Consider the following 26,995-nt stretch of genomic DNA (forward strand, 5'->3'; position numbering starts at 1 on the left):
GGCCTAAGATGAAAGAAATCAAGGCACTTTGCCGCCCCAATATATGGCGTTTGGCCGCCTACAGCTGTGCTAGAACCGAGTTCTCGGGCCGTTCGGCCACCGTGTTTCTCGATGCGAACGAGAACCCCTTCAATAAGCCGTTCAACAGATATCCCGACCCTTTGCAGCAGGAATTGAAGCAGTTGCTCTCTGCCGTAAAGGGTGTTCCGGCAGAGAATATCTTTCTGGGCAACGGGAGCGACGAGGCCATCGACCTGCCTTATCGCATCTTCTGCGAACCCGGCATCGACAATGTCGTGGCTATCGCACCCACCTACGGCATGTACGAGGTGTGCGCCGATGTCAACAACGTGGAATACCGGCCCGTGTTGCTTGATGCCGATTATCGGATAACGGCAGACAAACTTTTAGGAGCCTGCGATGCGCACACGAAACTGATGTGGATTTGCTCGCCCAACAATCCGACGGGAAACCTGATCGACCGTGAGGCGATAGAGAAAGTGTTGCAAATGTTCCAAGGCATCGTCATCATCGACGAAGCCTATAGCGACTTTGCCAACGCCCGCCCGTTCAGACATGAATTGGCGAGCCACCCCAACCTCATCGTGCTCAACACGATGAGCAAGGCGTGGGGGTGCGCGGCCATCAGACTGGGCATGGCCTTTGCCTCTAAGGATATTATCGGCCTGTTCAACAAGGTGAAATATCCCTACAACGTCAATGCGTTGACCCAGCGACAGGCTATCGATGCACTGAAAGACCCGTTCGCCGTGGACAAATGGGTCTCCATCATCAAGCAAGAGCGAACGCGCGTCATGCAGGCCTTTGAAGACCTTCCCATTTGCAAGAAGGTTTATCCCACGGAAGCCAACTTCTTCCTTGCACGGGTGACCGATGCACAGGGCATCTATGATTATCTCGTCGACCGAGGCATCATTGTGCGCAACCGTACACGCATCACGCTTTGCGACGATTGCCTGCGCATCACCATCGGGACGAAATCCGAGAATCAGGAACTGCTGGCCGCGCTAAGAAAGCTGTGAGTGGCTTTCCCGCGGCATTCGGGGCATCTGATATGAGTTCTTAAGGGAAGAATTACCCCCAATCAGTCATAAAAAAGATTGCGCTCCGGGGCGCAATCAATATTTCTTTCGTTTTGGCACTTGCGCGCTGTGCGCAGTTAACACAGCTTAACGGGCGAGACTTCTGTACCCCTACGATGTTAACGCAGCTTAACAGGCGAGACTTGCGTACCCCTACAATGTTAACGCAGCTTAATGGGTGAGACTTGCGCACGTTGCGCACTTAACATAGCTTAACAGGCGGAACTTGCGCACATTGCGCAGTTAACACAGCTTAACAGGCGGGACTTTCGTACCCCTGCAATGTTAACGCAGCTTAACGGGCGAGACTTGCGCACGTTGCGCAGTTAACACATGTTTACGTTTGAGACCTTCGCCCGGGTGCGCAAGCTATATTTTATTCGTTTTGAGGCTTGCGCATGCGGGAAAAGCGAATAATCGGTTTAGATTCGAATGTTATTCGAGTATCTTGACCATGTTGAACGAGCTGATTTTGTCGTTGGGGCTAACTTTTGCGCTGATGCGGAAAGTGCTCTTGCCGCTTTTCGATGCGTCTTCGGACTCTTTCAGCTGGACGGCGGAGAATTTCACGGTGTATTCGTATTCGCCCTCGCCCACTTCTTTCTTGTCGATGGAATAGTCGTTGTTGATGCGCCAGTTCATGTTGGTGATGTCGTCTTTCCACAGTTTGTTGAGGAATGTTGACACGTCGCTTCGGGTGGCGTCCGACTTGCCGAGGAACGAGGTCATGATGCTTTCGCAGGTGCTTGTCAGTGCGGTTTCGTCGCGCGAGTTGATGCTTTGGAAGAAGTGGCGGAAGAGGCTGGCGATCATAGTTTTCTCTTCGGGTTGCACGGTCTTGGCATTCACGTTTTTGATGCCGTCTTTAGCCTCGTCCACGTATTCTCCGTTGGGATGGCGTTGCAGGTAGCTGTTGTAGGCATCGGGCGTGTTGGTCGTTGAGGCGGTGATCCAGTCGAGCGAGTCGATCTTGTGCTCAGCCTCGGCTTTGTGGGGAGAGTTGGGATGGTTTGCAAGATAGTCTTCGAAGACCGACTTCGAGTTGCTCACCAAGGCGTTTGTCCAGTCTCTGTCGCTCTGCATGAGCAGCGTCAGGTGGGCCTGAATGCTGTCGATGTGCGCTCTCGGGGCATCGGTGAAGGTGTCCAAGTAGGCCTGCAGCACGGCAGGGTCAGACGACCTCATGGCATATTCGTATTCGTCTTGCTCCTTGCCGGCCTGTGCATCGTGATAGAAATAGAATCCTGCGGCGCAGGCGACCAGTGCGATGACGAGGCAAATGATGAGCAGATTCTTCGTGTCTTTTTTCTTTTTTTCGTTGTCGGGCCGTTGCGGTCTGTCGGTTTCCGACGTTGGGGGGACAGGTGGAGGAGTTGTCGTTGCGGGCTTGACTTTCCCTGCTATTTCCACACCACATTTGGGACAAATGGGAGCCTTGTCGCTGACAGGGTTCCCGCATTCCGGACATTTTATTATTGCCATACTGTTGTTGTTATAAAGGTTATTGTCAGTGTTTGAATCTTATTTCACGCAGGCTGTGGCGGTCCATAAACCGGCTTTTGTCCACATAGCCGTTGATACCGTTGATGCGGCCTTTTCCGGTGTATTGCCACAACGTGTATTCGCGGTCGTCGGCAAGGACGGGCGTGCGGTCGGTGTATTGTGCAATCATCAGCTTGTAGCCGTCGATTTTGCCTTGCAGATAGTTGTTGTAGAAGTTGACGAACGTGTAGAGCAGCGGCCTCTGGTTGTAGGCCTTCTCTACCATGGCGATGAATTTGAACAGCGAGTCGCAGAAGGCTTCGGTGTCGAGGCCGCCCTTTGTCTCGATGTCGATCATCGGGATGAGGTCTTGCTTGGCTGGCTGGCATTGGGTGGTGAAGTTGCGCAGTTGGAGAGCAAGGTCGGTCTTGGGCCGGAAAAAGTGGTATGAGCCAACTTTCAGTCCGTATTTGTGTGCCAGTTCGATGTTGCGCTCGTATTTCCGGTCGATATGGTCGCCGCCCTCGGTGGCTTTCAGATAGACGTAGGCCATCTTGGAGTTCTCGCCCAGTGTTTCCCAGAACACGTCTCCCTGATAGTGGCTCAAGTCAATGCCATGCACATGGGTGCACGTGTCTTCACATTGAATGTAGTCCTGCGCCTTCATTGCCGTTGTGGAGAGGAGCGTAAGTAGGAGGGCCGTGTATGTCTTCTTGAAACTCATGGCTGCAAAATTACCCTAAAAAGGCATAATGGCAAAATAAATTAATTTTATTTTGCTTATTCTGCACGTGCATTTGTTATAAAACTCCGGGAAGAAAGTAGGGAAAATTGAATCGGGAGATCAAAATTCTCATATCAAAACTCGCGTTATTCCTCAATTTTCGGAAGACTTTTTGAGAAATTCGACAGCAGATTGCCGATGGTCTCCATGGGGGCATAAGTAAGATAGCTTATATTTCGGCATAGTAATCTTCGGGTGTTGTGTGGAGGGAGGCCATTATCTTGTCCGGCGTGTTGCGCTTCGTCACGTTCGATGTTGCTGATGGAACGGAGGGTTAGTGGAACGGCATTCCGCTCTATCCGCTTCACGAAAGGAAGTTCGTCTTTGCTGAATCCCAAAAGACAGGTGAGGACGCTTCCTTGAAGCTGTGCCAAGCGCGCGATATGCAGTTTTGCCAGCCAATGTTCCAGTTTCACGAAGTTGACCTTGTCGCCGCGTGAGCGCAAGTATTGCCCCAGTTGTATAATGCCGCGGACAGGCATTCCGTAATTCATCGTTGCATTGACATTGCTGACGATGATGCGCAGGAGGTAGATGGTTTCGATGGAAGTGTCGATGGCGTGTGGCTCCTCTCGCTGTATTTTCTTCAATCGCCTGTTCAGTATCGGATTTGATAAGGCAATTTCTCCGGCCGGCATGTCGGCGATATGCTTCATGATTGCCATGAGCTTTCTTATCTTGAACCTTGACATGGGTTCCAACCGTTCTTGGGTTTGGAAGTTGTCAATCCTGAGTTTCGTAAAAAGATTGCGATAGATGATGTGCATAGAACGGACGGGACAGGTTAGGAGAACTTCTTGGGATACCGCAGCAGAATTGACATCAATGCTGCTACGCCAATGGCCATCGGATAGTAAAGGTAGGAGAGGATTTGTATAGGGTTCACCCCGGCCAATCCTGCGGCCAGCAGCATCTGGACGCCGTAGGGAATAAGTCCTTGTACGCAGCAGGAGAAGGTGTCCAGTATGCTGGCGGCCTTGCGGTTATCGACACCGTATTTGTCTCCTATCTTCTTTGCAATGGAACCTACGGTCAAAATGGCCACCGTATTATTGGCTGTACAGATGTTGACAAACGAGACAAGCGTTGCAATGGATAATTCTGCTCCGCGTTTGCCGTTGATTTTTCGGGTCATCTTATCGATGATATAATCAATGCCACCATTCTCACGGATTATCTCCAACATTCCGCCAGCCATCATCGCAATAATGACGAGCTCGCCCATGCCGAGGACGCCGTCGCCCATGACCGAGAACCAGCTGTAGACATTGTAGTCACCGGTTGCCATGCCGATGATGCCGCACAAGAAGAGCCCCAGTGTAAGCACGGCCATGACGTTCATGCCTGCAATGGCTGTAATCAAAACTATAAGATAGGGGAGCATCTTGATATATTCAACTGGAGGAACCGTGGTTGGGGCACTGATTTCGTTTCCCAAAAAGAAATAAATAATGAGGATAATAAGGGCTGCCGGTGCCACGATGGCGAAGTTCACGCGGAATTTGTCTTTCATAGCACAGCCTTGCGTCTGTGTTGCAACTACCGTTGTGTCCGAGATAAACGAAAGATTGTCGCCGAAATAGGCTCCACCAACAATGACTGCCGTCATCAGGGCTGTGTTGAAGCCTGTGGAGTGGGCTATGCCGGCTGCAATGGGAACCAAGGCCACGACCGTTCCCACACTGGTGCCGATAGACACGGATATGAAACACGCCGCCAAAAATAGTCCCGGTAACAGCATGTCCGACGGCAGATAATGAAGCGTGAAGTTTACGGTCGTATCAATGGCTCCCATGCTCTTTGCCGATGCGGCAAACGCACCGGCTAAGACATAAATCCAAAGCATGAGCATCAGATTACCGGCCCCGGCACCCCGGCTGAACATGTCTATCCTTTTCGTTATGGGAAGACCACCCGATATGATGATGGCATAGATACTCGACAGCATGAAAGCGACAGAGAGCGAGAGATTGGGCTCGTTTTTCCCTTTGTCGACGGAATAGATTGTAAACATCACGATGAATGCAATCAGCATGAAGAGTGGCGATAGGGCCAGTAATCCTTTCTTATTACTCAATCTCTTTGTTTTATAAAGTTACACCGTTTTTGAAAATGGCTATCTCTCTGTAGTCGTTGATTTCGTTTCTGACCAAATCGCCGCTTACAGTAGCGATAATCTTGTCAGTAAAGCGGTTCCTGAGACTGTCCATGTCCGTTCCCTCCACGAGCTCTCCCGCATTGAAGTCAATCCAGTTGCGCTTCGTGTTGTAAAGATTAGAATTGGTGCTTATCTTCATTGTGGGGACGAAAGTGCCGAAAGGCGTACCGCGCCCCGTGGTAAACAGCACCAACTGGCAACCCGACGCAGCCAGCGCCGTGGCGGCGACCAAATCGTTTCCGGGGGCAGACAGCAGGTTCAGTCCGTTATGTCGCAGGCGTTCTCCATATTCAAGAACACCGCTGACAGGGGCACGTCCACACTTCTGTGTGCATCCCAAAGCTTTATCTTCTAAGGTAGATATTCCGCCGGCCTTGTTTCCGGGAGAAGGATTCTCGCCGACGGGTTCGCCATGACTGAGAAAATAATCTTTGAAATCGTTGATCAGGCTTACGGTCTTCTGAAACAGCTGCGGTGTCTTACAGCGGTTCATAAGAATGGTCTCTGCCCCGAATATTTCCGGAACCTCCGTGAGAATGGTCGTACCACCTTGTGCAACTAGCCAGTCTGAGAATTCGCCGACAAGCGGATTGGCCGTTATGCCACTGAAACCGTCGCTTCCTCCACATTTCAGACCAACGCGCAGTTTGCTGACGGGAACTTCGCTACGCTTGTCTTGTGCGGCTTTCGCGTAGAGCTGTCGTAGGAGCTTCATTCCTTCTTCCATCTCGTCGCCCTCGACCTTCTGGGTTATAAGAAGCTGAATTCTGTCGGCATCATAATCTCCTAACAGTCGCATGAAGTCTTCGGGTTGATTGTTCTCGCAGCCCAACGACAATACCAGTACGGCACCGGCATTAGGATGCAGACAAATGTCGCGAAGTATTTTGCGCGTGTTCTCGTGGTCGTCACCCAATTGCGAGCAGCCATAGTTGTGGTGCCAAGCATGCACGGCATCGATACCTTCGAGCCGAGTCTCTTGTTCCAGTTGCTTTGCCAAACGTTCGGCTATGCCATTCACGCAACCCACCGTCGGGACTATCCAGACTTCATTCCGCACACCCACTTCACCATTCTTCCGGACGTATCCCTTGAAGGTCCTGTGCTCATCTTTAATGTCGAGCACCTCTTCCACGGGTTTGTATTCATAGTTCAGCGTGCCCGCAAGATTGGTCCCGATATTGTGCTCGTTGACCCATTCGCCCGCTTCGAGGTTCTCTTTTGCATGGCCGATAGGGTAGCCGTATTTGATGATGTTCTCTCCTTTTGCCGTGTCACGCAGTAAAATCTTATGTCCGGCAGGCGTGTCTTGGCGTACCGTGATGCGTCGCCCGCCGATTTCCAGTGTCTCTCCTTTGTCAATAGGGCGAAGGCAGACGACGACCGTGTCGGCCTTGTTGATTTGTAAGTAAGCAGTTTGTTTCATGTTGATTGGTTGTAGTATATTTGTTTTATAGTTGTGTTCTTCGATAAAAGTCGATGTTTTCCTTCATAATGAGCTCGATGGGCATGTAGTTCACGGGCTGAACCTCCTTTTTCAGCACGATAGCCCTGAATAGTGCCTCGACGCAGGAATAACCTTGCTGGTAGGCGTGTTGGGCAATCAGAAAGGAGATGCTGCCTTTCTTGAGGCACTCCGCGTTCTTGCCCACCATGTCGTAGCCCATGATGTGAACGTCCGTGCGGTTAGTCCTTTGCAGGAACTCGCCTACGAGGTGCGCCTTTGAGCCAAACGTGATGCAATGCCGGGTGAGCGTATGCCGGGTGAAATAGTCTTCGAGGATTGCGGCGTAGGTATCTTTCGTATCGTCGAGCGGTAGATTCACTTCGTTGATGCTCACTTCCGGGTAATGCGTTTCCATATAATGTCTGAACCCCACTTCGCGGTTCGCCTGTTGCTTGCTGACCACGCTCCCGTTCTTCGTCTGTTTCATCAGCATGATTTCCTGCGCCCCGGCAGCTTCCATCATCAGGACTCTTGCCGCAAAATATCCGCTGCTGAATGAGTCTTGACCGTAGAACGACAGTGGACGGAGTGCCGGCAGGTAAGAGTCGAGCATAACGAAAGGAATGCCTTGTTCATGCATGGCGTCCGTGAACTCTTGTGTGACTGCAGGCTCGGCCGGCACGATAATCACGCCGTCGGGCTGCAGTGCAAGGCATGCTTTGCTTTCCTGCCTGAACGACGCATCGTCGAAGCGTTCGTAATAAACGAGCCTTACGTTGATGTGGAAGTCGCGCCGCGCCTCCATGGCCTTGTTCGCGCCTTCCTCGATTTCCTCCCAGTAAGCCTCCTGTTCGTGCTTAGGAATGAAAAGATAGAAAGTGTAGGATTTGTTGTGTGCCAGCGCACTCGCATACATGTTCGGCTGGTAGTTCATCTCCTTAAGGGCCTGCTCCACTTTCTCCCGTGCCGGGGCCGACACGTTGGGACGCTTGTGGAGCACTCGGTCTACGGTTCCCACTGAAACGCCCGCCCGTTCAGCAATGTCTTTGATTCTAATCATCTCGTTCATGTTCCTTTTTTATATGTGGGGGTCCCACGGGTGCAGTCTTGTTGCTGCAAAATTAGCAATTAAAGTTGAATTGCACGAAAGTGTGGCCGTTTATTTCATCAAAATGAAATGAGTGTCTCTAATATTTCTTGACCGATTATTTGGCCGTTCCGAAATTTTGCCTTACCTTTGCACGCGATGATAAAAAGTAATCCTATATATTATAAAGGTGTGGAGCCGATGCAAAGAAACTTTGATTTCTCTGCATCTTTTAACGCTTATTATTTGGCTAATCCAAATAATTTGCTAACACACACACACACACACACACTTAGCGCACCTGGCGTTTAAACGTCTTCACGTACGCGCGCGCGGAGAGCGCGTAACCCCAATAAACAAAGGGCTTCTCGGAGTTCCCTTTGTTCATATTTTCGTGTCCCTTTACGAGCAAAAAATGAACGAAATAACGTCACAAAATATGCGGACGCACGAGCCGTGCGTCCCTACATACATTCGCAAACGAGAAGACGCAAAAGGAGGCAAACGAAAAGACGCAAGAGCATGTAGGGACGCACGGCTCGTGCGTCCACTTACCACGGTTGACGAGTTGGCAATTAGCAGGGCATTGGAGCGGACGCACGAGCCGTGCGTCCCTACATGCATTCGCAAACAAAAAGACGCAAAAGGAAGCAAACGAAAAGACGCAAGAGCATGTAGGGACGCACGGCTCGTGCGTCCGTTCGCCACGGTTGACGAGTTGGCAGTTAGCGGGCCATTGGAGCGGACGCACGGGCCGTGCGTCCCTACATGCGCCATGCACGCAACGAGACAAGGAAAGCAAATATATTCACCCTATAAATTAGAGATTATGAAAGAACAGAAAGAAAGACGACATTACATTGCCCCTCGGTGCACCGTCGTACCGGTGGAGGAGGACCATCTCTTGCAGGCTGCCAGCGGCAATGCAGGAAAGATTGGCTATGGCGGAGACGGTGGAGACGCCAAACGCAACACAGGCGTAGAGGAGTGGGAAGAGGAAGCCTCCCCCAACCCCTCCGAAGGAGGGGAGAATACCCTGCCAAGCTATAATGTGTGGGAAGAGTAAACAACTAAAAAGCCCACCCCCAGCCCCTCCCAAGGGAGGGGAGGAGCCTCTCCAATCCCTCCCAAGGGAGGGGAGAGCGAACTGCCCGCAAGCTCGGGCTCCCCTCCTTTGGAGGGGCTGGGGGAGGCTCTTAATAATTATAAAACAAATGAAGATGAAAAGATTGATAAAGTCAAGCATGTGGCTCGTGGCAGCTGGCCTATTGACCGCCTGCGCGAGCGAAGACACGCAACAGAAGCAAGATGAGAGGAAACAACCGGAGACGAAGTTCATGGCGACGTTTACGGGTGCCCATCTGGTCAAGAGAAACAGTCAGGCAAAGAGCCGCACCACGGCCACGCACACACGGGGCAGCGAAGCCAAAGTGTTTTGGACGGCGACCGACAAGATTTGGGTAAAGGCCGACGACGGCCGGTTCTACCAGAGCGAGGCCGCCGACTTCGCCGCATCGGCCACACCGGCCGACCACTCGCGCGCCAACTTCCACCTTAGCGCAGGCTTCTACGCAACGCCCACTGCCGAAGTGCGCTACACGGGCGCGAGCACCGACGTCGACCACGTGACAATCGCCGCCGCACAGACACAAGCCTCGCCCAACGACTTCAGCCATCTCGGCGCAGCGGGCGACTGCGGAACGGCCACGGCCCACAGCGGTGCCCTCGCAGCAGGCGACTACGAGTTCACCCTCGACCACAAGGCCAGCTACCTCTGCTTCGTGCCCCGCTGCATGCACACCGGCCTCGGCCCGAACGTGAAGCTGACAAAGATTGTAGTCACGGCCGACAAGCCCATTGCCGGCACCTACGACTTCAGCGACGGCACACTCAAGGACAAGACACCCACCGGCGGCTCCAACACCATCACCCTGAACCTCGGCAGCGCCAACGACTTCTCGCTGAACACCACCACCGACAACCTCGCCATGAACGCGGCCTACATGGTTCTCGCCCCCGGCACCTACAACCTCACGATAGCCTACACGCTCAAAGACGTCAACGGCGTCAGCGGCGACCTCATCAAGACCGAGACCGGCTTTGCATGCCCCGAGGGGCAGATACGTGACATCACGGCCAACCTCACACCGCCGCCCGCACCACCCTTCAACGCCCCCAAATACTATATGTGGGACGCACAGGAGGACTATTGGCACGGCTACGAGAGCGAGCAGCCCACCGCCAACGAGGAAAAAGGAGAGCATTACCCAAAGAACAACACCGACCCACGCTGGTACAGCGAACGCAAGACCCCCTTTCATGTCCCTAATGACGCGCAGACTGCGCTCTTCAAGAAGCTTCCCAACGCGAACGAGATCGTATGGTATATCCGCAAGGGCAATCCCCATTGGGAGGAGGGCATCTATGTCAAAGACAACCATCTTTTGAGCATGGGCGGCCTATGGCTTAAAAAGAAGAGCGTCATCGTGGCCGACCTCATTGCGCACGAAGGCTATCCCGCCACGCTCACGTGGGAAAAGATGAAAGAGGTCTATGGTCCTGATCCCGGCACTGCCGCTGATCCCATAGGTGGTAATTTTGGTGACAAAATGGATTACCGAAAGGATGACAATCCCGCTCGTCCAAACTCCGCAGCAGGGGCGACCCCTATTCTGGGCCGGCCGTTGGCTACGGAGATAGGCAACTATTTCTACCTTCCCGCATTGGGCTGGACATGGAGGGGTGAGCTACGCAACTATGGAAACTACGCCCAGTATCAGACCTCGAGCGGGGAACCAGGCACCACTGATAGGTCGTACCTACTGACATTTCAAAGAATCGGTATTGACGCTAGATACGTGACCCGCGAAACGGGAGCCTTGGTGCAGGAGTTCGAGTAGCGGCGCGTGGCGGCACATCTCCCCCCTCGGAACGAAATGAGAGGTGGATGTCACGAGCGTGAGACCCGGCGAAGACAGGCCGCCAAGCGTGTTCCGTGCTCACGATGAGACGAGTGTTCCGTACTCGTTGTAGCGAGTGTTCCGTACTCGTTGTGACGAGTGTTCCGTACTCGTTGTAGCGAGTGTTCCGTACTCGTTGTGACGAGTGTTCCGTACTCGTTGTAGCGAGTGTTCCGTACTCGTTGTGACGAGTGTTCCGTACTCGTTGTAGCGAGTGTTCCGCACTCATAATGATGCGTGTTCCGCACCCTTCGAAAAGGGTGCTTCATATATGTTAAACTTAATCAATTACAAACATGATCGAATTTGAAATCAAATCGAAGAAACAGACGATTGGTGCAAAGAAGGGCCAAACGGTGTACTACGCCGTGGCCAAGAACAACAACCGCATGACACTCGACGCCGTGTGCCAGCAAATCGTAGACGAGACGTCGCTCTCCTACGGCGACGTGATGAACGCGCTCACCACGCTGGCCCGCCTCGTGTGCCGCGGGCTGAAGATGGGCTTCAGCGTAGACTTGGGTGAACTCGGTGCCCTGCGCGTCTACTACCCCTCGAAGATGGTGGACAAGAAGGAGGACGTGACTGCCGCCTCGCTCAAGACCCCGAAAATCGTGTTCTCGCCGAAAGGCAAGATGCGCGAGGCTGCCAAGACGGCCGAGGTGAGCGTGAACAACCCGGCGCGGAAGAAGAAGAAAGAGGAAGGAGGAATTGGGCAGCACGGGAATTAAAGCCCTCAAACCCACCCCCTGACACCCACCCCCGGCCCCTCCCGAAGGGAGGGGAGGAGAGCCTCCCCCCCCCAGCCCCCTCCAAAGGAGGGGGAGAAGCCCACCCCTAACCCCTCCCGAGGGAGGGGGAAATATGCAAATAGACCTTGCGAACACTTTAGTTCACAAGGCCTATTTTTGTTTATTATGTATTGTTCATCATTGCCCGCAAGCTCGGTCTCCCCCTCCTTCGGAGGGGGTTGGGGGGAGGCTCTCTCCCCTCCTTTGGGAGGGGTTGGGGGTGGGCTTTTTATTACCAAAGCTGCAAGCGTGCAGACTCCGGCAAATAAAGCTTGTCGCCCGGCTTCACGTTCCACACTTTGTAGAAGGCGTCGATGTGGGGCAACGCACCATTCACGCGCCATTCGCCCAATGAATGTGGGTCGCGCTTCACGCGGTTGCGTATCTCTTTCTCGGTGATGTTCTGTCCCCAGACGCCGGCATAGGCCAGGAAGAAGCGTTGCAAGGGTGTAAATCCGTCTTTGTCTTTTAAATGCTTCTTCGCCATGACATTCATCAACGCATGGTAGGCAACCTGCAGACCGCCGTGGTCGGCAAGGTTCTCGCCCAACGTGAATTTTCCGTTGGCGTGGAGCCCGGGTAGCACTTCTATGCCGTCGAAGAAATCGGAATATAGCTTTGCCCGTTTCTCGAAGCCCTTGGCATCGTCGGCCGTCCACCAGTCTTTCATGTTTCCGTCTGCATCATATTGCCGACCTTGATCATCAAATCCGTGGGTCATTTCATGTCCGATGACCACGCCGATGGCACCGTAGTTGAAGGCTTCGTCGGCCTTAGGGTCGAAGAACGGATATTGCAGAATGCCGGCGGGGAAGCAAATCTCGTTTGTCGTCGGGTTGTAGTAGGCATTCACCGTCTGGGGTGTCATTCCCCACTCTTCGCGGTCGACGGGCTTTCCGGCCTTGTCTGCGATTTCTTTGTCGTGGGCAAACTGGCGGCAGGCCATCACGTTCTCATAATAGCTCTTCGCCGGGTCGATTGTGAGTCGGCTGTAGTCGGTCCATTTATCGGGATAGCCTATTTTCACGTAGAATTTATCCAACTTGGCATGCGCATTGCGCTTCGTTGCGTCGCTCATCCATGTCTGTGCATCGATACGTTCGCCGAGGCTCACTTTGAGATTGTTCACGAGTTCGAGCATCATCTTTTTAGACGATTCGGGGAAGTAACGCTTGACATACATTCTGCCCAAAGCTTCGCCCATCTGTGCCTCCACCTGATTGGTGGCGCGCTTCCAAAGCGGATAATCCTCCTTGCGTCCGCTCATGGTCTTGCCAAAGAAGTCGAAGCTGGCCTCGCGTATCTCGTCGGTGAGATAATTCGCACTCCTGCTGATGACGTCCCACTCCATGAGTGCCTTGACATCATTGACCGATTGAAGCGAAACGAGTTTGTCGAGTCCGGTCATAAACGCAGGCTGGCCGACGATGACATGCTGGATATATTCAGACTTGATGCCCTCGGCATTGGCAAGCTGCTCGATGGGAATATTTGGGTAATCGGCTTTGAGTTCTGCCAACGACATCTTGTTGTAGTTTGCCTGTGGGTCGCGCAGTTCGGTCATGCTCTTGGAAATCAAAGCTACGAGCGTTTCCTGACGGAACAGGTCGTTGCTGCGCTGCTCGGCTTCGGCCTCACTGAAACCGTAAAGGCGGAACATGCGGTCGATATATTTCTTATACGCCTCACGGATAGCTACGGTTGCAGAGTCGTTATTGAGATAATAATCCTTCTGGCCGAGCGTCAGTCCACTCTGATAGATATTCAGAATATTGTTCCTCACGTCTTTCTCATCGGCTCCAAAGCCTGCAGCATACTGCACGCCATAGCCTTGAGCGGCATATTTCAACTGCAGCGCACGGAGTTCTTTAATGGTTTTGGCGCCTTCGATTTCCTCCAACAATCCCTTGACGGGTGCGATGCCGGATTTGTTTCGACGCTCGACGTCAAGAGCCAGCTTGTAGAAATCAGAAAGTTTCTGCTCAATGGTTCCCTGCTTGTACTTCTTTTTCTGCAGTTCTCCAAGAATGGTGTTGATACGTTTGTTGTTGTCCTCTTGTAATTGGTCAAAGCTGCCGAAACGACTATATGCCGCAGGGAGCGGGTTGTTCTTTTGCCAACCACCGGTGGCAAATCGATAAAAATCGTCTTGTGGACGCACCGACCTGTCGAAGTTCTTTTCGTAGAGTCCCGATTGGTCTTGTGCCGTTCCCATAATAGGAGCAATTGCCATCATCATCGGAATAATTTTCTTTATTTTCATGCTTATAACTTAATATGTTAGACATTATTTTTCAATTCACTTAACGATTCGGAGAGCATGAACCATCGTTCGTTCTCTTCGTCGATTTTCTGTTTGACGGAAGTATATTCCGTGACCAGTTCCATATTAGAGGCGTTCTTTGCGTCCATCAGCAAGCTATCAAGTTCTTTGATTCGCTTTTCCATGGCTGTGATCCGTTTCTCGCTTTCCTTCACGGAACGTTCCACCTTATTGATTTTCTTTTGCAGTTCTTTGCGCTCCAGATAACTCGGTTTACCAACCTTTTCTGCCGTCACTTTGTTTTCAGGCACCTTTTCCTCGACCTGCCCGTCCACGGCTTGCTGAATGGTATCTGCATGATGCACACGCAGGTAATCATAAATTCCGCCCAAATGTTCAATGACCTTGCCGTCGGCGAATTCAAACACCTTGTCAACGAGTCCATCCAAGAACTCACGGTCATGGCTGACAATAATCGCCGTTCCGTCAAAAGCCTTGATGGCTTCTTTTAATACATCTTTGGAAGGAAGGTCCAAATGGTTGGTAGGTTCATCAAGTATCAGCAGGTTCACAGGCGCGAGCAACAGCTTTATCATTGCCAAACGACTACGTTCTCCACCGCTCAAGACCTTTACTTTCTTATCGGAGACCTCACCGCCAAACATAAAGGCACCAAGCAGGTTGTTAATCTTCAGCCGCATGTCGCCCGTTGCCACTTGGTCTATTGTGTCATAAACGCTAAGGGTATCATCAAGGAGCTGTGCTTGGTTCTGGGCAAAATAGCCGATTTGCACGTTATGTCCTATCTTCAGTTTCCCCGTGAAAGGGATTTCGCCCATGATGCATTTCACAAGCGTAGACTTTCCGGCACCGTTCTTCCCGACAAAAGCCACTTTCTCGCCTCGCTTGATGGTAAGCGTCACATGCTCAAAGACAACGTGGTCGCCATAGCTCTTCCCGACCTCGTCGCAGATGACGGGGTAATCTCCGCTGCGCAGACAAGGGGGGAATTTCAAGTGCATCACCTTATTGTCGACCTCGTCTACCTCTATCGGGACAATTTTTTCCAACTGCCTGATGCGTTGCTGCACTTGCACGGCTTTCGTGGCCTGATATCTGAACCTTTCTATAAAAGCCTTCGTGTCCGCAATTTCCTTTTGCTGATTCTCATAGGCACGCAGTTGCTGTTCGCGACGCTCCTTGCGCAATACGAGGTATTCGTTGTACTTCACCTTATAATCTTCCACATGTCCGCAGGTGATTTCCAATGTTCTGTTGGTCACGTTGTTGATGAAGGCACGGTCGTGGCTCACCAGCACCACAGCGCTTGCGCTCTGCGCCAGAAACTGTTCCAGCCATTGAATGCTCTCAATGTCGAGATGGTTGGTCGGCTCGTCGAGCAGCAGCACATCCGGTTTGCGGAGCAGTATCTTGGCCAGTTCGATTCTCATGCGCCATCCGCCCGAAAACTCTTTCGTGGGACGCTCAAAGTCATCGCGTGTAAAGCCGAGCCCCGTCAGCGTGCGTTCGATTTCCGCCTCATAGTTCTCGCCGCCCAGCATCATATAGCGTTCATGCTCCTGCGTGAATCTTTCTACCAACGCAATGTATTCGTCGCTGTCATAATCCGTGCGGTCGGCCATCTCCTGTTGCATCTTTTCCAGTCGGGCCTTCATTCTCATATTATCAGAAAAGGCCTTGCGCGTTTCTTCCCTTACGGTAGTGTCGTCCTGAAGTTTCATCACCTGTGGAAGATATCCGATCGTGGTGTCGTTGGGAATGGAAACGATACCGTCCGTCGGCTGTTGAAGGCCGCTGAGGATTTTCAGCAAGGTGGATTTCCCGGCACCATTCTTCCCGACGAGTGCTATTCGGTCGCGGTCGTTCACGACAAAGCTGACATCGACAAACAATGGTTTTACACCAAATTCAACCTTTAAACCTTCTACGGAAATCATTTCAATCTCATTTGTTATGCGCATGCAAAGGTATGCATTATCAATAATATGGCAAAGAAATCGTCTTGTTTTTATTTTTCGTTCGTCATCCATGGAGGAAGATAGTTTCCTTTTACATTTTTTAGCTTCGCCCGCGGGCGACGAACGTTTCTTTCACTTTTTTTTATCATCGCCCGTGGGCGACGAGCGTTCCTTTTACATTTTTTATCATCGTCCGCGGGCGAAGAACGTTCTTTTTGCATTTTTTAGCTTCGCCCGCGGGCGAAGAGCATTCTTTTTCTATTTTACTATCATCTGCCGTGTTGGACGATCGTAGTTTTAAAAGTGACGAATGAATGTTAGGGATATCAGAAGAATTTTATTACTTTTGCGTGACAAACGACGAATGGAATGGAAAAAGAAGAATTGAGATTAGTCTTTATGGGCACACCTGAATTTGCCGTGGCAACGCTTCGACGACTTGTAGAAGGCGGATATAACGTGGTGGCCGTAGTTACACAACCCGACAAACCGGTAGGTCGGCATCAAGAACAGCTACAACCTTCGGCGGTGAAGCAGTTTGCTTTGGCACATGGGTTGCCGGTGTTGCAGCCCGTGAAAATGAAAGACCCTGCTTTTGTCGAAGAACTGCGAGGCTATAAAGCCGACTTACAAGTGGTGGTTGCATATCGCATGCTGCCCGAAGTGGTATGGAATATGCCCCGTTTCGGCACATTCAATGTGCATGCAGCACTGTTGCCGCAATACAGAGGGGCTGCGCCGATCAATTGGGCTGTCATCAACGGGGAGACCGAAACGGGCGTCACAACCTTCTTCCTTGACAAGGATATTGACACGGGACGCGTCATCATGCAAAGGCGTTTCCCGATTCCTGACGAAGCAGATGTGGCGTATGTGTATGACGGATTGATGACTTTAGGAGCCGATGTTGCAATTGAAACCATTGATGAAATACTTGAATGTGGTGGCAAAATAGATGGTATCGAGCAGGCAGATTTGGCATTGTCTGCCGGGAATGAATTGAAACCGGCACCAAAAATATTCAAGGAAACCTGTTTGATTGACTGGAATCTGCCGGCAAAGAGAGTTTATGATTTCATTCGGGGACTGAGTCCTTATCCCGGAAGTTGGACGAATATGGAAGAGAATGGGAAACAATCCGTGCTCAAGATATTCAAGACCGCGAAAACAAGCGAGGACATGGAAGCCGAAGTTGGCACGGTGAGGAGCGAGAAGAATCGTCTTTACGTGAGATGTGGAGATGCGTGGTTGGAGATTTTAGAACTGCAGATGGCCGGAAAGAAGCGTATGTGTGCACGTGATTTCCTGAATGGAATGCGCGATAAATCTTTTCGGATACTTACAAAGTAGGACGTGGAATTTGGAAAACCGGAAAATAAACGTTACTTTTGCGAATTGAAGAACAAAACCCGAATAATGACAAGAGAAGAAGATATCAAGAAGGCCATTCAGTGTATGCGAAAAGGCGGCGTGATTCTTTATCCGACAGATACGGTATGGGGAATTGGCTGCGATGCAACTAATAAGGAAGCGGTGGCCAAGGTCTATTCCATTAAACAGCGCGATGATTCAAAGGCACTGATTTGCTTGGTTGACTCGGAAGCACGCTTACAACGTTATTTCAGAAATGTGCCCAATGTGGCTTGGGATTTATTGGAAGCTGCCATGAAACCTACGACTGTGATTTTGGATGATGCGGTGAACGTGGCTGAAAACTTAGTGGCAGAAGATGGAAGTTTAGCCATGCGCATCACGTCGGAGCCTTTCAGTAAAGAACTTTGTTATAGATTCCAAAAGCCGATTGTCAGTACCAGTGCCAACGTGAGTGGCGAACCTGCTGCCTCTAATTATGAAGATATCAGCGATGTTATACTCAATGCTGTCGATTATGTGTGTTGGAGTCGCCGGCAGGAGCATAAGCCTCATACGCCGAGCTCGATCGTCAAACTGGGAAGAAACGGAGAGGTTGCTGTAATCCGAAAATAGTTTTGTAAACAAACAGGTTTTAGAATTGAAGATTTCTGATTTGAGAAAATGGAGCAAGGAGCATCTGTCAGACAGACAGCTGACGCTCATCTTGTCCTTTGTCATAGGGCTTTTTGCTTCAGTGGCAGGTTTTGTGCTGCATAGTATCATCAAGGAAATTCAGCAGTTGCTTACAGCTGGTTTCGATACTACGACCTTTAACTGGCTTTATTTGATTTTCCCTATTGTGGGTATCTATTTGACATCACTGTTTATCAAGTATGTTGTCAAGGATAATATCTCGCATGGTATCACACGGGTACTTTATGCCATTGCCACCAAGCGATCTCAATTGAAAGCGCATAACTGTTGGACATCGGTCATTGCTTCCAGTATAACCATTGGATTTGGTGGTTCGGTGGGAGCTGAGGCTCCTATTGTGCTCACCGGGTCGGCCATAGGTAGCAGTTTGGGAAGGCTCTTTAAGATGGAACCTCGCACGGTGATGTTGTTGGTGGGTTGTGGTGCTTCAGCTGCAATAGCGGGTATTTTCAAGGCACCGATAGCAGGTTTGGTGTTCACGCTTGAAGTATTGATGCTCGATTTGACAATGGCGTCATTGCTTCCGATATTGATAGCGAGCGTCACTGCCACATGTTTTAGTTATATTTTCGTAGGTAGTGATTCGCTGTTCACTTACCATATGGATATGGCATGGGATATCCAACGCGTCCCACCATATATTATATTAGGCGTTTTTTGCGGGCTTGTCGGTCTTTATTTCATGCGTACAATGACGGTGTGTGAAAACATGTTTGCAGGCATGAAACGTTTTCCTTATCTGCGACTTATCATTGGTGGGGTAATGTTGAGCGTGCTGATATTCATGTTTCCGTCGCTCTATGGCGAGGGATATAGTGCTATCAATATTTTTTTGGACGGGAAGACCATAGACGATTGGGGACAAGTGATGAACGGATCAATGTTTTATGGGCATGGCAATCTGTTGGTGGTGTATGTAGGACTGGTAGTCCTCACTAAAGTATTTGCAACGTCGGCAACCAATGGAGCTGGAGGTTGTGGAGGAACTTTTGCTCCTTCATTGTTTATAGGGGGCTTTGCTGGTTTCTTCTTTGCCCGTATTTGGAATATATATCAAGTGGGAGTTTATGTTCCAGAGAAGAATTTCGCACTCATGGGTATGGCCGGGGTAATGGCCGGAGTAATGCAGGCTCCTCTTACCGGTATATTCCTGATTGCAGAACTGACGGGAGGTTATCAGCTTTTCATACCATTGATGATAGTTTGCATCTGTGCTTATTTAACGATTAATGTTTTTGAGCAGCATAGTATTTATGGAATGCGTTTGGCCCGTGAAGGTAAATTGCTGACACATCATACGGATCAGGCTATTCTGACATTGATGAGTTTAGATAGTATCATCGATCGGCAATTTACATCGGTTACCCCTGACATGCCACTTGGCAAGTTGATCAATGCCATCAGTAAAAGTCATACTAGTTTTCTGCCTGTCTTGGATAATGCAGGGACTTTGCTTGGAGAAGTGGATATTACCAAGATACGCCATATTATGTTTCGGTCGGAATTGTATAATCGTTTCACGGTCAAAGATATTATGACTCCGGTGCCAACAACGCTGGTGAAGGAGGATAAAATGATAGATGTGATGCATAAATTCGAGGCTGCCAATTGTAATTATCTGCCCGTAGTCGATTTAAATAATCGTCTGAAAGGCTATGTGTCAAGGACACGTATGTATAGCATGTATAGACATCTAGTGGCAGACTTTAGTTCCGAGTGATAAATTTGTCAAGGAAAAATTTGCAAAAATCATGGAAATATGATATCTTTGTCTGTAGTTTATCACTATCAATTTTGAAAAATACTATTTAATGTAAGAATATGGCTACGAATGAAATTATTAAACCGTATGTAATCGGACTTGATTTAGGCGGTACGAACTCTGTATTTGGTATTGTGGATTCCCGTGGAGAGATTAAGGCGACCACTGCAATAAAGACACAGGGCTATGAAAAAGTAGAAGATTATGTTAATGCTGCTGTTGAAGCACTGAACATCATTATAGATCAGGTTGGCGGAATTGATACAATCAAGGCGATGGGCATTGGTGCACCAAATGGCAACTATTATACGGGCACAATAGAATTTGCTCCAAATCTTTCTTGGGGGCATAGTGGTATTGTTCCTTTGGCTGAGATGTTCAGTAAACGGTTGGGTGGTATTCCTGTGGGACTTACCAATGATGCGAATGCAGCGGCTATCGGAGAGATGACTTACGGTGTAGCACGTGGTATGAAGAACTTCATCGTTATAACTTTGGGAACAGGTGTTGGCTCGGGTATTGTTATCAATGGTCAGATGGTTTATGGCAGCGATGGTTTTGCCGGTGAGTTGGGACATACGACAATGCGACCTAATGATGGCCGCCTTTGTGGTTGTGGGCGTAAGGGTTGCTTGGAGGCTTACTGTTCAGCAACGGGCGTTGCTCGTACGGCACGTGAATTCCTCAGTACCAGCGATGAACCCTCTCTGCTTCGTGATATGAATGCAGATGACATTACATCCTTGGATGTCAGTATAGCTGCGAGTAAAGGTGATGCTTTGGCAAATCGTGTCTATGAATTTACAGGAGAAATGCTTGGAGAGTCTTGTGCGAACTTTGCAGTGTTCTCAAGTCCAGAGGCATTCATTTTCTTTGGAGGTTTGACCAAAGCGGGTGATTTGCTGATGAAACCGCTTGTTGAAAGTTATAACAGACATATACTTCCAGTGTTTAAGAATAAAGCTAAGTTTTTGATCAGTGGCTTAGAAGGTTCTAGTGCGGCAGTTCTTGGTGCCAGTGCAATTGGTTGGGAATTATAATTTTTTCATATTTAGGCAGATGACTTTTGTAATCTGCCCTTTTTTGTTTAACTTTGTACCCTGTTATGGATATGTCATTTCCTTTTCAGATAAATATTTTGGAATTCATATTCAAGGGTATCTTGATAGGAATTCTTACATCTGCACCAATGGGACCAGTAGGTATACTTTGTATTAATCGCACTCTTAAGAAAGGTCGTTGGTTTGGTTTTGTCACAGGGGTTGGTGCAGCTATGAGTGATTTAATCTACGCGGTATTAACGGGGGTGGGAATGAGTTTTGTTATTGATTTTGTTAATAATCCTAACACAAAATTCTATCTTCAGATTTTTGGTGGAGTGCTAATATTGCTATTTGGGATTTATAGTTATCGCAGCAATCCTATGCAAAACGCTCATCCAAGTAATGGGAACGGACGAGGTACGTTGTGGCATAATGCTTTGACAGCTTTTGCAGTTACATTTAGTAATTTATTAATTGTTCCATACTTCATGATGCTCTTTGCTCTCTTTGCTTTTGTAATACCTGACCATAAGATAGAAATGTGTATAGGGTATGCAAGTGTGTTATTTGGTGCATTGTTGTGGTGGTATGGGTTAACATGGCTTGTCGATAAAATTAGAACGAAATTTGATGATAATGGAATCGTCATTATAAACAAGGTAATTGGTAGTGTAGTCATCATCTTTTCGCTGATAGCTCTTATCGGTACAATCTTTAATTTATATCATCTTCCAGAGTTTGCATCTTTAAGATAAGCTTGTTAAACAACAAAAAGTAAAGAAATGTTTATAGCAAAAGAATTAAGAAAGAAGTCTATTGCTGAATATCTATTATATATGTGGCAGATGGAAGATATAATTCGTGCAATGGGTTGTTCCCTTCCATTGATCCGAAAAGCATATATTAGTAAGTTTTCCGGTTATACAAATGAGCAGAAAGAGGCTGAATTAGATTGGTTTGGTAATCTTATTCGCATGATGAATGAAGAAGGAAAGCGTGAGCAAGGTCATTTAGATGTCAATACAATCATAATCAAAGATATGCTCGACCTTCACAATCGACTATTGCAGAGTAATAAGTTTCCTATCTATAATGCTGAATATTACAAAGTCCTTCCTTTTATTGTTGAGTTACGTAATAAGGAAAATAAGGAAGTGAGTGAGATAGAAATTTGTTTGGATGCACTTTATGGAATAATGATGTTGCGAATGCAGCAGAAGGATGTGTCACCGGATACGGAACATGCTATCAAGGAAATCTCTACTTTTATTGGTCTTTTGAGTGATTATTATATAAAAGATGAGACAGAAGGTCTGAATTTTGGTGATGAATAATTTTGTATCATAACGTAAAATGGCTGATATATGAATATTTTAGTTACGGGTGCAAATGGACAGTTGGGCCATAAGATACAGCAGGTCTCTAAGAATGGGCACGACAATTATATCTTCACAGATATTTGTGAGGGCTATCAGAATTTAGATATAACTAATCTTGGTGATATTCGTGAAACTGTGAGGTTGTATGATGTGAAATGTATCATTAATTGTGCAGCATGGACGAATGTCGATGCAGCAGAAACAGCTGGTGACATAGTTGAAATATTGAATGCAACGGCACCTGAGAATCTGGCAAAAGTAATGAAAGATGTTGGTGGATCTTTAATTCATATCAGTTCTGACTATGTTTTTGGAGGTAATCCCTATAATACACCCTGCAGGGAAGAACAAAAAGGGACTCCTACGGGTATTTATGGTTTGACCAAATTGCATGGAGAGCAAAGAATTCAAGCTACTGGTGTAAAACATCTTATTATCAGGACAGCCTGGCTTTACTCTGAATTTGGAAATAACTTTGTCAAGACAATGCTGAACTTGACTGCGACAAAACCTCAGTTAAAAGTAGTTTTCGACCAATGTGGGACACCGACTTATGCCGGTGATTTGGCAGATGTAATTTTCTATATCATTGAGAATCGTAAACTTGATGGCAATGAAGGAATATATCATTTCAGCAATGAAGGTGTTTGCTCATGGTTTGATTTTGCAAAGAAAATTGCAGAAATTGCAGGTCATATAGATTGTGATATACAGCCATGTCATAGTAATGAATTTCCGAGTCAGGTTATTAGACCTGCCTATTCAGTGCTTGACAAGACTAAAATCAAAGAGACCTTTGGCATTAAAATCCCATATTGGACAGATAGTCTGAAGAAATGTATGGCTGAGCTGGTCTGAAATGTCAATGTAAAAAGTTAAGCAGATTATCAGGATTATAGCTATGAACGAAATACAAAGAAGACGAACTTTTGCTATTATTTCTCATCCGGATGCCGGTAAAACGACATTGACAGAGAAGTTTTTGCTTTTCGGTGGGCAGATACAGGTTGCCGGTGCTGTAAAAAGTAATAAGATTCGTAAGACAGCCACCTCAGATTGGATGGATATTGAGAAGCAACGTGGCATCTCAGTGTCTACATCTGTAATGGAATTTGACTATCTTCCTGATGACGAAACCGGAGATACCTATAAGGTCAACATCCTTGATACACCTGGACACCAAGATTTTGCCGAGGATACTTATCGAACATTGACGGCTGTTGACTCAGCCATCATTGTAGTTGATAGTGCAAAGGGAGTAGAGGCACAAACTCGGAAGCTGATGGAGGTGTGTCGTATGCGTAATACTCCGGTAATTATCTTTATTAATAAGATGGACCGTGAAGGTCGTAATCCATTTGATTTGCTTGATGAGCTCGAAGAAGAATTACAAATCAAGGTACGCCCGTTGTCATGGCCCATTGGTCAAGGTCAACGTTTCAAGGGTGTATATAATATTTATGAGCAGCAGCTTAATCTCTTCATGCCAAACAAGCAGCGTGTAACAGAGAAAGCAACAGTTGATATTGCATCGGGTGAACTTGAAGAGAAAGTAGGCGGACGTGAAGCACAACAACTGCGCGACGACCTTGAATTGGTCAATGGCGTATATTCGGCTTTTGACAAAGAAACTTACCGTAATGCCGAGGTCGCACCTGTTTTCTTTGGCTCTGCTTTGAACAACTTTGGTGTCCAAGAACTATTGAACTGTTTTGTTGATATAGCTCCGAGTCCAAAGCCAACCAAGGCCGAAGAGCGTATGGTTGAGCCGACAGAATCGAAATTCACGGGATTTATCTTCAAGATAACAGCCAATATCGATCCCAATCATCGCAGTTGCATCGCCTTTTGTAAAGTATGTTCAGGCAAGTTTGTCCGTAATCAACCTTATCTGCATGTACGTCAGGGGAAGACGGTTCGGTTCTCTTCGCCTACTCAGTTTATGGCACAACGTAAGAGCACTGTCGAAGAAGCCTATCCCGGTGATATCGTTGGTCTCCCGGATAACGGTATCTTTAAGATTGGTGATACGTTGACAGAAGGCGAACTGCTTCATTTCCGTGGCTTACCCAGTTTCTCTCCATTGCTGTTCAAGTATATAGAAAATGATGACCCCATGAAGAGCAAACAATTCCAGAAAGGACTTGAGCAGTTGATGGACGAGGGTGTTGCTCAGTTGTTCGTCAATCAATTCAATGGTCGCAGGATTGTCGGAACGGTAGGTCAGTTACAGTTCGAAGTTATTCAGTATCGTTTGGAACATGAATACAATGCCAAATGCCGTTGGGAGCCCGTTCACTTGCATAAGGCTTGTTGGGTTGAAGCGAGTGACGCAGAGGACTTGGATAATTTCAAGAAGCGAAAATATCAATATATGGCCAAAGATACGGAAGGACGTGACGTGTTCCTTGCCGATAGTGGCTATGTCTTGTCAATGGCAAAGCAAGATTTCAAAAACATCAGGTTCCACTTTACGAGTGAATTCTGATTTATTTCGGGTGGATTACATATGATGGAAGAAAAGAAGCTGACTACTGAATGCTTAGATGATGCTGCGCAATCCGTATCAGAGTTACGCGATTATTCGCCGTGGTATGCAATCAAACTCTATACCACACGTCAGAAGGAGGCGGCTGATTACTTCCAGAATAAGGGACTTGAAACGTTCATTCCCGAAGAATACATGGATGTAGAAGATAAAAACCATGGTGTCAAGCACGTCTTGCGGCCCGTTGTACGCAATCTCATTTTCCTTAAAAAGGAAGGAACTGAGGCAGAGATGCGTAATCTTGTAACAGCGTCGACACTCAAGATGAGTGTTGTTACAAAAAGCAAAGAAGATAAAAGCTATTATGAAATTCCTGCAACGCAGATGTATGAATTCAGGGCGATGTGTAACCCTCAACTCACCATGCGAAAGTATCTGAGCGAAGAACAGGCTCATCTGAAAAAAGGAGATAAAGTTCTTGTGAAACATGGCCCATTGAAAGGACTCACGGGAAGACTCGTACGTTCAAACAAGATGTATTATCTGTTGAAGGAAGTTCCCGGCATGGCCATTATGATCAAGGTGACGCGATGGTGTTGTGAAAAGATATAGTTAATTTCTAAAAAATACCATATATGAAAAACAAACAGTTTATTTTTTTAGTGTTTTCCCTCGTGTTTTCCCTTTGTTCATGGGGACAGTCATCTGCAGAAGTAACTGCCGTGGAAGTGGAGAATGAGAGCCAACTGGTGGATGGCGGTCTGTATATCATGACAGGATTTGCTGATAACAGTTACCATGCTATGGGGTATCAAGGTATAAAAGGCGCCTTCTATTTCTCTTCTTTGCGAGATGGTTCTGTTTCTGCTCATACTTTGGTTTCCGACGTCCAGCCTCATTGTGACATATTGCAATTTCAGAAAAAAGAAGATGGCTGGTATATCAAAGACTTGACGGCGGAGCAGAACGACGATTCGCATTGTTATTTATGTTATGACAAGGCAGAAGTCGGGTATCTGAGAACAACCTACTTGCCATCAGAGAAGTGTTTGGCCACTTTCGAAAAAGAAAGTGGCGGTTTCCATCTTCTCATCGGTGGGTATGCAGTGCGATATGATGATGTGGAGGGTAGGTATCGCTTATGTGATGATGCGAAGAAATTCAACCCCGTCCGTCTGTATCATGTCCAGAACACTAAAATCTCATTGTCCGAGCAGATTGGTTTGGACTGTATTGATGCCGATATTGATGTCAGTTTGCACAGAGTCTTCAAACCCGAATGCTATAACACCTTTATTGTTCCGTTTGATATCCCGAACTATAAACAGCTGTTTGGGCAGGAGGCCGCGGCTTATATTCCTACGGCTTGCAAGGAAGGCTTGATTTATTTCACCGAGGTAAAGTCCGACCTCAAAGCAAATACGCCCTATCTGATTTTCGGCAAGATAAACATTCCTGCAAATCATGTTTATGAAATAGGTCTTGTCAAAGCCTCTCATAAAAGCAATGAAACCTTAACGTATCATATTCCCGGCCTGACTTGCTATGGAACATACAAAGTGGACAAGTTTGCTTCGAAGCGCAACATGTATATCTTCGGAGATAACAATCTTGTCAAAGTGAAGGTTAAGGGCAAAGCGAAAGCCTCTTTGAATGCTTTCAGATGGTTGCTTGTCTGTGATAAGGCACCGAAAGCCGACGCTTTGCGCTTTGAAAAAGTGGCAACCGAGGTCAAGTCTTTACGAATATCGAGAAAGAATGATGATAGGATTTATACCTTGGGCGGTCTTTACATGGGTTCTTCCATTCAATATTTACCAAAAGGAATATATATACAGAACGGCAAGAAGATTGTTGTCCGATAGAAAGAGCCTCACGCTCACGATGTCAATGCGGTTCGGGGTAAGAATAGGGGCTTCCGCCAACACATTTTTTAACTTTTACTCTCGGTGGAACTTCCGCCGATACATTTCTTAACATTTAACCTTCGACGGAATTTCCGCTAATACATTTCTTAACGTTTTGCCTCCGGTGGAACTTCCGCCAATACATCTTTTAACTTTTAACTCTCGGCGGAACTTCCGCCGATATGTATTTTACCTCTTGGCTTCCAGCGGAGGTTCCGCCGACATGTTTTTTTTATTTTGACTCTCGGTGGAATTCTCGCCGGCGGACATTCTTTCGTTTATCTCTAAGTTTTAT

22 protein-coding genes are annotated in these 26,995 nt (G+C 48.0%); 14 read left to right on the forward strand and 8 right to left on the reverse strand.

Annotated features, from left to right (window positions below; genetic code table 11):
• The first annotated feature begins 8 nt into the window (after positions 1 to 8).
• Positions 9 to 1,043, forward strand: a complete 1,035-nt coding sequence (gene hisC, locus H164_RS0104175; RefSeq protein WP_019967456.1) for a histidinol-phosphate transaminase — start codon at positions 9 to 11, stop codon at positions 1,041 to 1,043.
• A gap of 495 nt (positions 1,044 to 1,538) precedes the next feature.
• Here the strand turns inward: hisC and H164_RS0104180 are convergent, their stop codons facing one another.
• From H164_RS0104180 to H164_RS0104205, 6 genes are all read right to left on the reverse strand, one after another.
• On the reverse strand, positions 1,539 to 2,585 hold the full coding sequence (locus H164_RS0104180; protein ID WP_019967457.1) for a zinc ribbon domain-containing protein: 1,047 nt from the start codon (positions 2,583 to 2,585) through the stop codon (positions 1,539 to 1,541).
• 25 nt (positions 2,586 to 2,610) lie between these two features.
• A complete protein-coding gene (locus H164_RS0104185) occupies positions 2,611 to 3,309 on the reverse strand; it encodes a glycoside hydrolase family 25 protein (protein ID WP_019967458.1) in 699 nt (232 codons plus the stop codon).
• A gap of 146 nt (positions 3,310 to 3,455) precedes the next feature.
• The gene (locus H164_RS0104190; RefSeq protein ID WP_019967459.1) at positions 3,456 to 4,136 is read right to left on the reverse strand and encodes a hypothetical protein; all 681 of its coding nucleotides are present in this window, start codon (positions 4,134 to 4,136) and stop codon (positions 3,456 to 3,458) included.
• A gap of 17 nt (positions 4,137 to 4,153) precedes the next feature.
• Complete coding sequence (locus H164_RS0104195) at positions 4,154 to 5,383, reverse strand: Na+/H+ antiporter NhaC family protein (RefSeq protein ID WP_373278022.1); 1,230 nt, start codon at positions 5,381 to 5,383, stop codon at positions 4,154 to 4,156.
• A 73-nt stretch (positions 5,384 to 5,456) separates the two neighbouring features.
• Positions 5,457 to 6,953 (reverse strand): UxaA family hydrolase, encoded by a 1,497-nt coding sequence (locus tag H164_RS0104200; protein WP_019967461.1) that lies wholly within the window; start codon positions 6,951 to 6,953, stop codon positions 5,457 to 5,459.
• 25 nt (positions 6,954 to 6,978) lie between these two features.
• Positions 6,979 to 8,043, reverse strand: coding sequence for a LacI family DNA-binding transcriptional regulator (locus tag H164_RS0104205; protein WP_019967462.1), 1,065 nt, complete (start codon positions 8,041 to 8,043; stop codon positions 6,979 to 6,981).
• 433 nt (positions 8,044 to 8,476) lie between these two features.
• Here H164_RS0104205 and H164_RS15860 point away from each other — a divergent pair, with 433 nt between their 5' ends.
• The 3 genes from H164_RS15860 (at position 8,477) to H164_RS0104225 (ending at position 11,752) form a co-directional block, all read left to right on the forward strand.
• A complete protein-coding gene (locus tag H164_RS15860; RefSeq protein ID WP_019967464.1) occupies positions 8,477 to 9,127 on the forward strand; it encodes a hypothetical protein in 651 nt (216 codons plus the stop codon).
• A gap of 154 nt (positions 9,128 to 9,281) precedes the next feature.
• Complete coding sequence (locus tag H164_RS14390; RefSeq protein WP_202898939.1) at positions 9,282 to 10,961, forward strand: hypothetical protein; 1,680 nt, start codon at positions 9,282 to 9,284, stop codon at positions 10,959 to 10,961.
• Positions 10,962 to 11,317: 356 nt separating this feature from the next.
• Positions 11,318 to 11,752: an HU family DNA-binding protein gene (locus tag H164_RS0104225; protein ID WP_019967466.1), complete on the forward strand. Its 435-nt coding sequence runs from the start codon at positions 11,318 to 11,320 to the stop codon at positions 11,750 to 11,752.
• A 292-nt stretch (positions 11,753 to 12,044) separates the two neighbouring features.
• Here the strand turns inward: H164_RS0104225 and H164_RS0104235 are convergent, their stop codons facing one another.
• Together H164_RS0104235 and H164_RS0104240 are read right to left on the reverse strand one after the other, a co-directional pair.
• On the reverse strand, positions 12,045 to 14,075 hold the full coding sequence (locus H164_RS0104235) for a M13 family metallopeptidase (protein WP_019967468.1): 2,031 nt from the start codon (positions 14,073 to 14,075) through the stop codon (positions 12,045 to 12,047).
• 17 nt (positions 14,076 to 14,092) lie between these two features.
• Positions 14,093 to 16,033, reverse strand: a complete 1,941-nt coding sequence (locus H164_RS0104240) for an ABC-F family ATP-binding cassette domain-containing protein (protein WP_025830086.1) — start codon at positions 16,031 to 16,033, stop codon at positions 14,093 to 14,095.
• A gap of 390 nt (positions 16,034 to 16,423) precedes the next feature.
• Here H164_RS0104240 and fmt point away from each other — a divergent pair, with 390 nt between their 5' ends.
• From fmt to H164_RS0104290, 10 genes are all read left to right on the forward strand, one after another.
• Entirely contained in the window at positions 16,424 to 17,404 is a 981-nt protein-coding gene (gene fmt, locus H164_RS0104245; protein WP_019967470.1) for a methionyl-tRNA formyltransferase, read from the forward strand.
• 66 nt (positions 17,405 to 17,470) lie between these two features.
• Entirely contained in the window at positions 17,471 to 18,040 is a 570-nt protein-coding gene (locus tag H164_RS0104250) for an L-threonylcarbamoyladenylate synthase (RefSeq protein WP_019967471.1), read from the forward strand.
• A gap of 25 nt (positions 18,041 to 18,065) precedes the next feature.
• Positions 18,066 to 19,841 (forward strand): chloride channel protein, encoded by a 1,776-nt coding sequence (locus H164_RS0104255; RefSeq protein ID WP_019967472.1) that lies wholly within the window; start codon positions 18,066 to 18,068, stop codon positions 19,839 to 19,841.
• Between the two features lie 101 nt (positions 19,842 to 19,942).
• A complete protein-coding gene (locus H164_RS0104260; RefSeq protein ID WP_019967473.1) occupies positions 19,943 to 20,923 on the forward strand; it encodes an ROK family protein in 981 nt (326 codons plus the stop codon).
• A 65-nt stretch (positions 20,924 to 20,988) separates the two neighbouring features.
• The gene (locus H164_RS0104265) at positions 20,989 to 21,681 is read left to right on the forward strand and encodes a LysE family translocator (RefSeq protein ID WP_019967474.1); all 693 of its coding nucleotides are present in this window, start codon (positions 20,989 to 20,991) and stop codon (positions 21,679 to 21,681) included.
• Between the two features lie 27 nt (positions 21,682 to 21,708).
• On the forward strand, positions 21,709 to 22,260 hold the full coding sequence (locus tag H164_RS0104270) for a DUF4924 family protein (protein ID WP_019967475.1): 552 nt from the start codon (positions 21,709 to 21,711) through the stop codon (positions 22,258 to 22,260).
• 30 nt (positions 22,261 to 22,290) lie between these two features.
• Positions 22,291 to 23,163, forward strand: a complete 873-nt coding sequence (gene rfbD, locus H164_RS0104275) for a dTDP-4-dehydrorhamnose reductase (protein WP_019967476.1) — start codon at positions 22,291 to 22,293, stop codon at positions 23,161 to 23,163.
• A 43-nt stretch (positions 23,164 to 23,206) separates the two neighbouring features.
• Positions 23,207 to 24,793, forward strand: coding sequence for a peptide chain release factor 3 (locus tag H164_RS0104280; protein ID WP_025830088.1), 1,587 nt, complete (start codon positions 23,207 to 23,209; stop codon positions 24,791 to 24,793).
• A gap of 21 nt (positions 24,794 to 24,814) precedes the next feature.
• The gene (locus H164_RS0104285; RefSeq protein ID WP_019967478.1) at positions 24,815 to 25,405 is read left to right on the forward strand and encodes a UpxY family transcription antiterminator; all 591 of its coding nucleotides are present in this window, start codon (positions 24,815 to 24,817) and stop codon (positions 25,403 to 25,405) included.
• Positions 25,406 to 25,428: 23 nt separating this feature from the next.
• Positions 25,429 to 26,658: a hypothetical protein gene (locus H164_RS0104290; RefSeq protein WP_025830090.1), complete on the forward strand. Its 1,230-nt coding sequence runs from the start codon at positions 25,429 to 25,431 to the stop codon at positions 26,656 to 26,658.
• Positions 26,659 to 26,995 lie beyond the last annotated feature (337 nt).

Origin of the sequence: Segatella maculosa DSM 19339 = JCM 15638 (assembly GCF_000382385.1) — a bacterium.
Taxonomy (GTDB): Bacteria; Bacteroidota; Bacteroidia; order Bacteroidales; family Bacteroidaceae; genus Prevotella; species Prevotella maculosa.